The following is a 9,548-nucleotide window of genomic DNA, read 5'->3' on the forward strand; positions in this document are numbered from 1 at the left end:
AGTTTCCTTGACCTCTCAGGCGTCAGTCGGTCGCTTCCGCGTCATCGACGCGGCGGCGCGACTGAAGCTGCGACACCTTCAGGCTGCGGCGAGCCGCAACCAGACGCGGGCTGTCCTGGTTCTTCAGGGCCTCGAAGGTCGCGCGGACCATGTTGTACGGGTTGGACGAGCCGAACGACTTCGCCACCACATCCTGCATGCCGAGCGTCTCGAAGACCGCACGCATCGGGCCGCCGGCGATGATGCCGGTACCGGCCGGAGCGGCGCGCAGGATGACCTTGCCGGCGCCGTGATGGCCGTGCACGTCATGGTGCAGCGTCCGACCTTCGCGCAGCGGCACGCGGATCAGCGCGCGCTTGGCGGCTTCCGTCGCCTTGCGGATCGCTTCCGGCACCTCACGGGCCTTGCCGTGGCCGAAGCCGACGCGGCCCTTCTGGTCGCCCACGACGACCAGCGCGGCGAAGCCGAAGCGACGGCCGCCCTTCACAACCTTCGCGACACGGTTGATGTGGACCAGCTTGTCCACGAACGTGTTGTCGCGATCCTCGCGTTCACGCTCACGTTCACGAGCCATGATCTTATCCTCGTCGTTCTGCGGGGGATCCCGCTCGTGATCTCAGAAGTTGAGGCCGCCCTCGCGGGCGGCATCGGCGAGCGCCTTGACGCGGCCGTGATAGATGAAGGCGCCGCGGTCGAAGACCACATCCTTCACACCGGCTGCGACGGCACGTTCCGCCACGAGCTTGCCGATCGCCTGGGCCGCCGCGATATCCGCGCCGGTCTTCAGGCTTCCCCGCAGGTCCTTCTCGAGCGTCGAGGCGGCCGCAAGCGTCACGCCGCGCGCGTCGTCGATAATCTGCGCATAGATGTGCTTCGACGAGCGATGCACCGAAAGGCGCGGCCGCCCGTTCGCCGTCGCGCGGAGAGCACGACGGACACGCGCCTTACGGCGCTCGGTAGCGTCCTGGTACTGAGCCATGGTTCGGGTCCGTTACTTCTTCTTGCCTTCCTTGCGGAAGATGAACTCACCCGCGTACTTCACGCCCTTGCCCTTATAGGGCTCGGGACCGCGGAACTCGCGGATCTCGGCGGCGACCTGACCGACCTTCTGGCGGTCGATGCCGGTCACGACGATCTCGGTCGGCTTCGGCGTCGTGATCTGGATCCCTTCCGGGATCGGATAGTTCACGTCGTGGCTGAAGCCGAGCGCCAGGCTCAGGTTCTTGCCCTGCACCGCGGCGCGATAGCCGACGCCGTTGATTTCGAGCTTCTTCTCGAAGCCCTTGGTCACGCCTTCGACGAGATTCGACACCAGCGTGCGGGAAAGGCCCCACATCGCCTTGTGGCGGTTGGTCTCGCCGTTCAGCGAGAACAGGAGAGCGCCGCCCTCCAGCTTCACGCCGATCTCGTCGACGACCTTCACTTCGAGGGCGCCCTTGGGGCCCTTAACCTTCACCGTCTGGCCATCCACCGTGGCGGTGACGCCGGCCGGAACAGTAATGGGAGCTTTACCGATCTTGGACATGTGCTCTCTCTCCTCCCCGATCAGAAGACCGTGAAGAGGACCTCGCCGCCCACGTTCTTGTCGCGGGCTTCGTGGTCCGCCATCACGCCCTGCGGCGTGGAGACGACAGCGACGCCAAGACCATTGGCGACGCGGGGAAGGGTCTTGACCGACGAGTAGACGCGCCGGCCAGGCTTCGAGACGCGGGCGATCTCGCGGATCACCGGCTCGCCGTCATAGTACTTCAGCTCGATCTCGAACTCGGTACGGCCGTTGACCGGCTCGCCCGCGGTATAGCCGCGGATGAAGCCTTCGGAGGCCAGAACTTCGAGAACGCTGGCGCGCAGGCGCGAGCCCGGCGTGGTGATCTTTTCCTTACGACGCATCTGCGCGTTGCGGATGCGGGTAATCAGATCGCCGATCGGATCAGTCGTGGACATGGATCGACCCTCCTCACCAGCTCGACTTAACGAGGCCGGGGATCTGGCCCTGCGAACCAAGTTCGCGGAGCGCGATGCGGCTCATCTTCAGCTTGCGATAGAACGCACGCGGACGGCCGGTGACTTCGCACCGGTTGCGGATGCGCACCTTCGCCGAATTGCGCGGGAGCTGCGCGAGCTTAAGGACCGCTGCGAAGCGCTCCTCGATCGGCAGTTCCTTGTCACTGATAAGGGCCTTGAGACGCGAACGCTTGCCGGAATAGTTCTTCGCGAGCTTCCGGCGGTGTTCGTTCTTCTCGACCGCGCTCTTCTTCGCCATATGATCTTGCTCCTAGTCTCCGCGTTTGGGGCTCCCGCCCCACGGCCGGAAGGGGATGCTTACTGACGGAACGGGAAGTTGAAGGCCTTCAGAAGCGCGCGCGCCTCGTCGTCCGTCTTCGCCGTCGTGCAGACGATGATGTCCATGCCCCACATCTGATCAACCTTATCGTAGTTGATCTCGGGGAACACGATGTGCTCCTTGATGCCGAGGGCGTAGTTGCCACGGCCATCGAAGCTCTTGGGGTTCAGGCCGCGGAAGTCACGCACGCGCGGCAGGGCGATGTTCACGAGACGGTCGACGAACTCGAACATCCGCGCCTTGCGCAGCGTGACCTTGGCACCAACCGGCTGGTTTTCACGCAGCCTGAAGTTGGAGATCGCCTTGCGGGCGCGGGTGACGACCGGCTTCTGGCCGGCGATCAGCGCGAGGTCCGCCGCAGCGTTCTGCACCTTCTTGGTATCCGCCGTCGCTTCGCCAACGCCCATGTTGATGACGATCTTGTCGATCGTCGGGACTTCCATGACGTTCTTGTAGCCGAACTGCTCGACCATCTTCTGACGGACAACGTCGTCATAGAAGGCCTTCAGCCGCGGGCTGTAGCTGGTCTCAGCCATCGATCTTCTCCCCCGAGCGCTTGGCGACGCGCACCTTCGTGCCGTCCGCCTGCACAAGGAAACCGACGCGGGTCGGCTTGCCGTCCTTCGGATCGGCGATCGCGATGTTCGACAGGTCGATCGGGGCCTCCTTGGAGATGATCCCGCCTTCCTGGTTCGCGCTCTGCCGCTGGTGGCGCTTCACGAGGTTGATACCGCGCACACGCGCGGTGCCGTCCTTCGGAAGCACCTCGAATACCTCGCCGGTGCGGCCCTTGTCGCGGCCGGCGAGAACGACGACCTTGTCGCCCTTCTTAATCTTCGCGGCCATCAAAGCACCTCCGGCGCCAGCGAAATGATCTTCATGTGGTTCTTGGCGCGAAGCTCGCGCGGAACCGGCCCGAAGATACGGGTGCCGACCGGCTCCTTGTTGTTGTTGATCAGCACGGCCGCATTGCGGTCGAAGCGGATCACCGAGCCGTCGACGCGACGGATGTCCTTGGCCGTGCGAACCACGACCGCCTTCATCACGTCGCCCTTCTTCACGCGACCGCGCGGAATGGCTTCCTTCACCGACACCACGATGATGTCGCCGACATGGGCATATTTGCGCTTCGAACCGCCGAGCACCTTGATGCACATAACGCGACGCGCACCGGAGTTGTCCGCCACGTCGAGATTGGTCTGCATCTGGATCATGACGCACCTATTTCTCGCAAAAACTGCGTGCAGCCGTTAAGCCGGCGCACGCCCCTCAATCCCGTTATCCGGGCGTTCAGACTTCAGCCCGCTTCTCGCCCTGGACCACGATCCAGTTCTTGAGCTTGGACAAGGGGCGGTGCTCCTCGATCCAGACGGTGTCGCCTTCCTTCCAGACGTTGCCCTCATCATGGGCATGGTACTTCTTGGAACGACGGACGGTCTTCTTCAGCAGCGGATGGGTGAAACGGCGCTCGACCCGGACCACGACGGTCTTGTCCTGCTTGTCGCTCACCACGACGCCCTGCAGCAAACGCTTCGGCATCGCCCTCTCCTCACTTAGCCTTGGCCGCGGGAGCGGCCTTCTGCGCCTGGACGGTCTTGACCCGCGCGATATCGCGGCGGATCTGACGCACCCGCGCCGTGTTCTCGAGCTGACCCGTCGCCTTCTGGAAGCGCAGGTTGAACTGCTCCTTCTTGAGGTTCAGCAGCTCATCCTGGAGCTCGTCGGCCGTCTTCGTCCGAACGTCGGAGATCTTCGTCATCATTTCCTCCGTCACTCGGCGATGCGTTCGACGAAACGCGTCTTGATCGGCAGCTTGGCCGCCGCCAGTCGCAGCGCCTCGCGGGCGATGTCCTGGGTCACACCGTCGATCTCGAACATGATGCGACCGGGCTTGACCTTGGCCGCCCAGTAATCCGGCGCGCCCTTGCCCTTACCCATGCGGACTTCGGTCGGCTTCGACGACACCGGCACGTCCGGGAACACCCGGATCCACACGCGGCCCGCACGCTTCATGTGACGGGTCAGCGCGCGACGCGCGGCTTCGATCTGACGCGCAGTTACGCGCTCCGGCTCAAGGGCCTTAAGCCCGAACTGGCCGAAATTGAGGTCAGTTCCGCCCTTCGCGGCACCGCTGATGCGGCCCTTGAACTGCTTGCGGAACTTCGTGCGCTTTGGTTGCAGCATATCGCGCCTCTTATTCCTTCTTCACCCTGCTCACGCCGCGTCGCGACGAGACGAGCGACCACCCGACGGCTCACCTTCCGACTGGCGCTTGTCCTGCGCCATCGGATCGTGCTCCAGGATCTCGCCCTTGAAGATCCAGACCTTGACACCGCAGGTGCCGTAGGTCGTGAAGGCGGTGGCCGTACCGTAATCCACGTCCGCGCGCAAGGTGTGAAGCGGCACGCGGCCTTCACGATACCATTCGAGACGTGCGATTTCCGCGCCGCCGAGGCGGCCGGAACAGTTGATACGGATACCTTCCGCGCCCAGACGCATCGCCGACTGCACCGCGCGCTTCATGGCGCGACGGAACGCCACACGGCGCTCAAGCTGCTGGGCGATCGATTCGGCGACGAGTCGCGCATCGATTTCCGGCTTCCGAATCTCGACGATGTTGATGAAGACTTCCGAGCTGGTCATCTCGGAGACCTTCTTGCGCAGCTTGTCGATGTCGGCGCCCTTCTTGCCGATCACCACACCCGGACGAGCCGAGTAGATGGTCACGCGGCACTTCTTGTGCGGACGCTCGATCACGATCTTGCTGACGGCCGCCTGCTTCAGCAGCTTCAGCAGCATCTCGCGGATCTTGATGTCCTCGTGCAGCAGCTGACCGTATTCGCCCTTGCCGGCGAACCAGCGCGAATCCCAGGTGCGGTTGATGCCGAGCCGCAGCCCGACCGGGTTGACCTTCTGACCCATCAGGCCTTCTCCTCGACTTCACGCACCACGATCGTGATATGCGAGAACGGCTTCTCGATACGGCTGGCGCGACCACGGGCGCGCGCCGCGAAGCGCTTCATGACCAGGCCCTTGCCGACATGGGCTTCGGCGACGATGAGATCGTCGACGTCCAGCTCATGGTTGTTCTCGGCATTGGCGATCGCCGACTCCAGGCACTTCTTCACGTCGCCGGCGATCCGCTTGCGCGAGAACTGCAGGTCGGCCAGAGCGACCGAGACCTTCTTGCCCCGGATGAGACCGGCGACGAGGTTGAGCTTCTGGGGGCTGACGCGAAGGTTACGCGCAACCGCCTTGGCTTCCGTATCCGCGAGCGTGCGCGGACGAGCTGCCTTACCCATGACCCTGCCCTTACTTGCGCTTGGCTTTCTTGTCCGCCGCGTGCCCGTAATAGGTACGGGTCGGGGCGAACTCGCCGAACTTGTGGCCCACCATGTCTTCGGTCACCGAGACCGGCACATGCTTGTTGCCGTTGTACACGCCGAACGTGATCCCCACGAACTGCGGGAGGATCGTGGAACGGCGGCTCCAGATCTTGACGACGTCGTGACGACCCGACGTGCGCGCGGCTTCCGCCTTCTTGAGGAGGTAGCCGTCGACGAACGGACCTTTCCAGACCGATCGAGACATAGTTCAGATTCCCTCGCTCACTTCTTGCGGGCGTGCCGGCTGGACACGATGAACTTGGTGGTCGACTTGTTCTTCCGGGTCTTCTTGCCCTTCGTGGGGAAGCCCCACGGGGAGACCGGATGACGGCCGCCCGAGGTGCGGCCTTCGCCGCCGCCGTGCGGGTGGTCGACCGGGTTCATCGTGACACCGCGGTTGTGCGGGCGATGGCCGAGCCAGCGCTTGCGGCCGGCCTTGCCGAGATTGATGTTCATGTGGTCGGGGTTCGACACCGCGCCCACCGTGCCCACGCACTCGCCATGCACCAGACGCTGCTCACCCGAGTTGAGGCGGATGATCACGTAGCCCTGGTCGCGGCCGACGATCTGCGCGTACGAGCCGGCGGAACGGGCGATCTGGCCGCCCTTGCCGATCTTCAGCTCGACATTGTGCACGATCGTGCCGACCGGCAGGTTGCCCAGCGGGGCGGCGTTGCCCGGCTTCACGTCGACGTTCTTCGACGAGATCACCTGGTCGCCGACCGCAAGACGCTGCGGCGCGAGGATGTAGCTGAGCTCGCCGTCCTCATACTTGATGAGGGCGATGAACGCCGTGCGGTTCGGGTCGTACTCGATACGCTCGACCGTCGCTGCCACGTCGCGCTTGGTGCGCTTGAAGTCGACGACGCGATAGGCCTGCTTGTGACCGCCGCCACGGAAGCGCACGGTCACGCGACCAGTGTTGTTGCGACCGCCCGCCTCCGACTTGCCCTCGGTCAGCGTCTTGACCGGCTTGCCCTTGTACAGGCCCGAGCGGTCGACGATGACGAGCTGGCGAAGGCTCGGCGTTACCGGCTTGAAGGTTTTGAGCGCCATGTCTCTGGTCCCTTAATTCCGGCTCACAGACCCGTCGTGATGTCGATGGAGTGCCCCTCGGCGAGGGTCACGACCGCCTTCTTCACGTCGTTCTGCACGCCCTTGCGGCCGCGGAAGAACTTCGTCTTCCCCTTGCGGACCAGCGTGTTCACGCTCTCGACCTTCACGTCGAAAAGCTTCTCGACCGCCTCCTTGATCTGCGGCTTGGTGGCCGACAGAGCAACCTTGAAGACGACCTTGTTGTGCTCGGACGCGCTCGTGGCCTTCTCGGTGATGACCGGGGACACGATCACGTCGTAGTGGCGCGGATCGAGACTCATTTGAAGCGCGCCTCCAGAGCATCGACAGCCGCCTTCGTCAGCACCAGGGTCTGACGACGCAGGATGTCGTAGACGTTGATGCCCTGGACGGGCAGCACGTCGAGGTGGGTGACATTGCGCGAGGCGAGGCCGAAATTGGCATCCACCTCGGCGCCCGAAACCACGAGGGCGTTCGACAGGCCAAGACCCGCCAGACGCTCCTTGAGCAGCTTGGTCTTCGGCTCGGACAGCGTGGCATCGTCGAGGACGATGATCTGCTGGTCCTTCGCCTTGGAAGACAGGGCGTGCTTCAGGGCGAGAGCCCGGACCTTCTTCGGCAGCTCGATCGCGTGGCTGCGGGCCACCGGACCGAACGCCTTGGCGCCGCCGCGGAACTGCGGAGCGGAAGCCGCACCGTGGCGAGCACCGCCGGTGCCCTTCTGCTTGTACATCTTCCGCTTGGTGCGGTTGACTTCCGAGCGGGTCAGGGTCTCGTGCGTGCCGGCCTGGCGGCGCGAGAGCTGCCACACCACGGCGCGGTGCAGGATGTCCTGGCGCGGCTCGAGACCGAAGATCTCGTCCGACAGGGTGACGGAACCGGCTTCGGCCCCCTCAAGAGTTTTGACGGCGAGTTCCATCACACGTTCTCCTCGGCCGGAGCCTCGGTCGCGGGCGCCACATCAGCCACCGGCGCCTCGCTGGCCGCTTCCGCGCCCGGCAGCCGGAACTTGCCCGGCTTCGGCGCTTCGGCCGGCAGCAGCTTCTTCACGGCGTCGGCCACGATGATCCAGCCGCCCTTGTTGCCGGGCACCGCACCCTCGACCGCGATCAGACCGCGCTCGACATCCGTCAGCACGACCTTGAGGTTCTGGGTGGTGACCGTCTCGGCACCGAGGTGGCCAGGCATCTTCTTGTTCTTGAAGGTCTTGCCCGGGTCCTGACGGCCGCCGGTCGAACCGATCGAACGATGCGAGATCGATACACCGTGCGTGGCGCGCAGACCGCCGAAGTTGTGGCGCTTCATACCACCGGCAAAACCCTTACCGATGGAGGTGCCCGTCACGTCGACGAACTGACCGACCACGAAATGGTCGACGGTCAGCTCGGCGCCGACCGGGATCAGCCCGTTCTCCTCGACGCGGAACTCCGCGAGCTTGCGCTTGGGCTCGACCTTCGCGACGGCGAAGTGGCCGCGCAGGGCGCGCGTGGTGTTCTGCGGCTTCGCTTGACCGACGCCGAGCTGGACGGCCGTGTAGCCGTTCTTCTCGACGGTCCGGTGAGCAACCACCTGGCAATTATCGACTTTCAGCACAGTGACCGGAACATGTTCACCTGCATCGTTAAAGATGCGGGTCATGCCGACCTTCTGGGCGATGACGCCTGACCGCATGGCCGTGTCCCTTCGCCTTCTCTCAGAGCTTGATCTCGACGTCGACACCCGCGGCGAGGTCGAGCTTCATCAGCGCGTCCACCGTCTGGGGGGTCGGGTCGACTATGTCCAGCAGACGCTTGTGCGTCCGCATCTCGAACTGCTCACGGGACTTCTTGTCCACGTGCGGCGAACGATTGACCGTGAATTTCTCGATCCGCGTGGGCAGCGGAATGGGACCGCGGACCTGGGCGCCCGTGCGCTTCGCCGTCGAAACGATTTCGCGCGTCGAGGCGTCCAGGATGCGGTGATCGAACGCCTTGAGGCGGATCCGAATGTTCTGGCCGTTCATTTGACTTCAGGCTCCCAGAGGGCTCGTCAGTCGGGCTCTGTAACGAGCTCCACGAAAAAGGGGCGCAGGCGATCCCGCGCCCCTCGGGATTGTTTAAATCATCACTCGATGATTGCGGCGACGACGCCGGCGCCGACGGTGCGACCGCCTTCACGGATGGCGAAGCGCAGCTTCTCTTCCATCGCGATCGGCACGATCAGCTGCACGTCCACCGAGATGTTGTCGCCCGGCATCACCATTTCCGTGCCCTCCGGCAGCGTCACCACGCCCGTCACGTCCGTCGTGCGGAAGTAGAACTGCGGACGGTAGTTGGTGAAGAACGGCGTGTGACGGCCGCCCTCTTCCTTCGTCAGGATGTACGCCTCGGCCTTGAACTTCGTGTGCGGCTTCACCGAACCCGGCTTGCACACAACCTGGCCGCGCTCCACGTCCTCGCGCTTCGTGCCGCGCAGCAGCACGCCGACATTGTCGCCCGCCTGACCCTGGTCGAGCAGCTTGCGGAACATCTCGACGCCGGTCACCGTCGTCTTCACCGTCGGGCGGATGCCCACGATCTCGACTTCCTCGCCGACCTTCACGATGCCGCGCTCCACGCGACCCGTCACCACCGTGCCACGGCCCGAGATCGAGAACACGTCCTCGATCGGCATCAGGAACGGCTGGTCAACCGGACGCTCCGGCTGCGGGATGTAGGCGTCGACCTGCGTCATCAGCTCGAGGATCGCGTCGCGGCCGAGCACCG

The 9,548-nt window shown here is 64.4% G+C and carries 20 protein-coding genes; all 20 read right to left on the minus strand.

Annotated features, from left to right (window positions below; translation table 11 throughout):
- Positions 1-22: 22 nt before the first annotated feature.
- Positions 23-574: a 30S ribosomal protein S5 gene (rpsE, locus tag STARVERO_RS07940; RefSeq protein WP_013166279.1), complete on the minus strand. Its 552-nt coding sequence runs from the start codon at positions 572-574 to the stop codon at positions 23-25.
- Between the two features lie 42 nt (positions 575-616).
- Positions 617-979, minus strand: coding sequence for a 50S ribosomal protein L18 (rplR, locus tag STARVERO_RS07945; protein ID WP_144343305.1), 363 nt, complete (start codon positions 977-979; stop codon positions 617-619).
- A gap of 12 nt (positions 980-991) precedes the next feature.
- On the minus strand, positions 992-1,525 hold the full coding sequence (gene rplF / locus STARVERO_RS07950) for a 50S ribosomal protein L6 (protein WP_144343304.1): 534 nt from the start codon (positions 1,523-1,525) through the stop codon (positions 992-994).
- A gap of 20 nt (positions 1,526-1,545) precedes the next feature.
- Positions 1,546-1,944: a 30S ribosomal protein S8 gene (gene rpsH / locus STARVERO_RS07955; RefSeq protein ID WP_144343303.1), complete on the minus strand. Its 399-nt coding sequence runs from the start codon at positions 1,942-1,944 to the stop codon at positions 1,546-1,548.
- A gap of 13 nt (positions 1,945-1,957) precedes the next feature.
- Positions 1,958-2,263, minus strand: coding sequence for a 30S ribosomal protein S14 (gene rpsN / locus STARVERO_RS07960; protein ID WP_144343302.1), 306 nt, complete (start codon positions 2,261-2,263; stop codon positions 1,958-1,960).
- A 59-nt stretch (positions 2,264-2,322) separates the two neighbouring features.
- Positions 2,323-2,880 carry a 50S ribosomal protein L5 gene (gene rplE / locus STARVERO_RS07965; RefSeq protein WP_144343301.1) on the minus strand — a complete coding sequence of 186 codons (558 nt, stop codon included), beginning with the start codon at positions 2,878-2,880 and terminating at the stop codon, positions 2,323-2,325.
- The gene (gene rplX, locus STARVERO_RS07970) at positions 2,873-3,190 is read right to left on the minus strand and encodes a 50S ribosomal protein L24 (protein ID WP_144343300.1); all 318 of its coding nucleotides are present in this window, start codon (positions 3,188-3,190) and stop codon (positions 2,873-2,875) included. The genes rplE and rplX overlap by 8 nt, the downstream gene beginning before the upstream one ends.
- Positions 3,190-3,558 carry a 50S ribosomal protein L14 gene (gene rplN, locus STARVERO_RS07975; protein ID WP_018390610.1) on the minus strand — a complete coding sequence of 123 codons (369 nt, stop codon included), beginning with the start codon at positions 3,556-3,558 and terminating at the stop codon, positions 3,190-3,192. Before rplN ends, rplX begins: the two co-directional genes overlap by 1 nt.
- A 76-nt stretch (positions 3,559-3,634) precedes the next feature.
- The gene (gene rpsQ / locus STARVERO_RS07980; protein ID WP_013166271.1) at positions 3,635-3,883 is read right to left on the minus strand and encodes a 30S ribosomal protein S17; all 249 of its coding nucleotides are present in this window, start codon (positions 3,881-3,883) and stop codon (positions 3,635-3,637) included.
- Positions 3,884-3,893: 10 nt separating this feature from the next.
- A complete protein-coding gene (rpmC, locus tag STARVERO_RS07985; RefSeq protein WP_144343299.1) occupies positions 3,894-4,103 on the minus strand; it encodes a 50S ribosomal protein L29 in 210 nt (69 codons plus the stop codon).
- Between the two features lie 11 nt (positions 4,104-4,114).
- A complete protein-coding gene (rplP, locus tag STARVERO_RS07990) occupies positions 4,115-4,528 on the minus strand; it encodes a 50S ribosomal protein L16 (RefSeq protein WP_159598467.1) in 414 nt (137 codons plus the stop codon).
- A gap of 30 nt (positions 4,529-4,558) precedes the next feature.
- The gene (gene rpsC / locus STARVERO_RS07995) at positions 4,559-5,266 is read right to left on the minus strand and encodes a 30S ribosomal protein S3 (protein WP_144343297.1); all 708 of its coding nucleotides are present in this window, start codon (positions 5,264-5,266) and stop codon (positions 4,559-4,561) included.
- Positions 5,266-5,646 (minus strand): 50S ribosomal protein L22, encoded by a 381-nt coding sequence (gene rplV / locus STARVERO_RS08000; protein WP_144343296.1) that lies wholly within the window; start codon positions 5,644-5,646, stop codon positions 5,266-5,268. Before rplV ends, rpsC begins: the two co-directional genes overlap by 1 nt.
- 10 nt (positions 5,647-5,656) lie before the next feature.
- Positions 5,657-5,935: a 30S ribosomal protein S19 gene (gene rpsS, locus STARVERO_RS08005; RefSeq protein WP_144343295.1), complete on the minus strand. Its 279-nt coding sequence runs from the start codon at positions 5,933-5,935 to the stop codon at positions 5,657-5,659.
- Positions 5,936-5,952: 17 nt separating this feature from the next.
- Positions 5,953-6,786, minus strand: coding sequence for a 50S ribosomal protein L2 (gene rplB, locus STARVERO_RS08010; protein WP_144343294.1), 834 nt, complete (start codon positions 6,784-6,786; stop codon positions 5,953-5,955).
- A gap of 23 nt (positions 6,787-6,809) precedes the next feature.
- Positions 6,810-7,106 (minus strand): 50S ribosomal protein L23, encoded by a 297-nt coding sequence (locus tag STARVERO_RS08015; protein WP_144343293.1) that lies wholly within the window; start codon positions 7,104-7,106, stop codon positions 6,810-6,812.
- Positions 7,103-7,723, minus strand: coding sequence for a 50S ribosomal protein L4 (rplD, locus tag STARVERO_RS08020; RefSeq protein ID WP_144343292.1), 621 nt, complete (start codon positions 7,721-7,723; stop codon positions 7,103-7,105). Before rplD ends, STARVERO_RS08015 begins: the two co-directional genes overlap by 4 nt.
- A complete protein-coding gene (gene rplC, locus STARVERO_RS08025) occupies positions 7,723-8,475 on the minus strand; it encodes a 50S ribosomal protein L3 (RefSeq protein WP_144343291.1) in 753 nt (250 codons plus the stop codon). Before rplC ends, rplD begins: the two co-directional genes overlap by 1 nt.
- Positions 8,476-8,497: 22 nt before the next feature.
- On the minus strand, positions 8,498-8,806 hold the full coding sequence (gene rpsJ, locus STARVERO_RS08030; protein WP_013166261.1) for a 30S ribosomal protein S10: 309 nt from the start codon (positions 8,804-8,806) through the stop codon (positions 8,498-8,500).
- A gap of 101 nt (positions 8,807-8,907) precedes the next feature.
- Positions 8,908-9,548, minus strand: a 641-nt coding sequence (locus STARVERO_RS08035; RefSeq protein ID WP_244616648.1) for an EF-Tu C-terminal domain-related protein, incomplete at its 5' end; no start/stop codon positions are given.

The organism is Starkeya nomas, assembly GCF_902703545.1.
Classification (GTDB): domain Bacteria; phylum Pseudomonadota; class Alphaproteobacteria; order Rhizobiales; family Xanthobacteraceae; genus Ancylobacter; species Ancylobacter moscoviensis.

Bases quoted from the DNA above. Each gene is read 5' to 3' on its own strand.
- rpsQ (WP_013166271.1), bottom strand. From the start codon at position 3,883: ATGCCGAAGCGTTTGCTGCAGGGCGTCGTGGTGAGCGACAAGCAGGAC.
- STARVERO_RS08015 (WP_144343293.1), bottom strand. From the start codon at position 7,106: ATGAGTCTCGATCCGCGCCACTACGACGTGATCGTGTCCCCGGTCATC.
- rplF (WP_144343304.1), bottom strand. From the start codon at position 1,525: ATGTCCAAGATCGGTAAAGCTCCCATTACTGTTCCGGCCGGCGTCACC.
- rpsJ (WP_013166261.1), bottom strand. From the start codon at position 8,806: ATGAACGGCCAGAACATTCGGATCCGCCTCAAGGCGTTCGATCACCGC.
- rplD (WP_144343292.1), bottom strand. From the start codon at position 7,723: ATGGAACTCGCCGTCAAAACTCTTGAGGGGGCCGAAGCCGGTTCCGTC.
- rpsH (WP_144343303.1), bottom strand. From the start codon at position 1,944: ATGTCCACGACTGATCCGATCGGCGATCTGATTACCCGCATCCGCAAC.
- rplC (WP_144343291.1), bottom strand. From the start codon at position 8,475: ATGCGGTCAGGCGTCATCGCCCAGAAGGTCGGCATGACCCGCATCTTT.
- rplN (WP_018390610.1), bottom strand. From the start codon at position 3,558: ATGATCCAGATGCAGACCAATCTCGACGTGGCGGACAACTCCGGTGCG.
- rpsS (WP_144343295.1), bottom strand. From the start codon at position 5,935: ATGTCTCGATCGGTCTGGAAAGGTCCGTTCGTCGACGGCTACCTCCTC.
- rplR (WP_144343305.1), bottom strand. From the start codon at position 979: ATGGCTCAGTACCAGGACGCTACCGAGCGCCGTAAGGCGCGTGTCCGT.
- rplV (WP_144343296.1), bottom strand. From the start codon at position 5,646: ATGGGTAAGGCAGCTCGTCCGCGCACGCTCGCGGATACGGAAGCCAAG.
- rpmC (WP_144343299.1), bottom strand. From the start codon at position 4,103: ATGACGAAGATCTCCGACGTTCGGACGAAGACGGCCGACGAGCTCCAG.
- rpsE (WP_013166279.1), bottom strand. From the start codon at position 574: ATGGCTCGTGAACGTGAGCGTGAACGCGAGGATCGCGACAACACGTTC.
- rpsC (WP_144343297.1), bottom strand. From the start codon at position 5,266: ATGGGTCAGAAGGTCAACCCGGTCGGGCTGCGGCTCGGCATCAACCGC.
- rplP (WP_159598467.1), bottom strand. From the start codon at position 4,528: ATGCTGCAACCAAAGCGCACGAAGTTCCGCAAGCAGTTCAAGGGCCGC.
- rplX (WP_144343300.1), bottom strand. From the start codon at position 3,190: ATGGCCGCGAAGATTAAGAAGGGCGACAAGGTCGTCGTTCTCGCCGGC.
- rpsN (WP_144343302.1), bottom strand. From the start codon at position 2,263: ATGGCGAAGAAGAGCGCGGTCGAGAAGAACGAACACCGCCGGAAGCTC.
- rplE (WP_144343301.1), bottom strand. From the start codon at position 2,880: ATGGCTGAGACCAGCTACAGCCCGCGGCTGAAGGCCTTCTATGACGAC.
- rplB (WP_144343294.1), bottom strand. From the start codon at position 6,786: ATGGCGCTCAAAACCTTCAAGCCGGTAACGCCGAGCCTTCGCCAGCTC.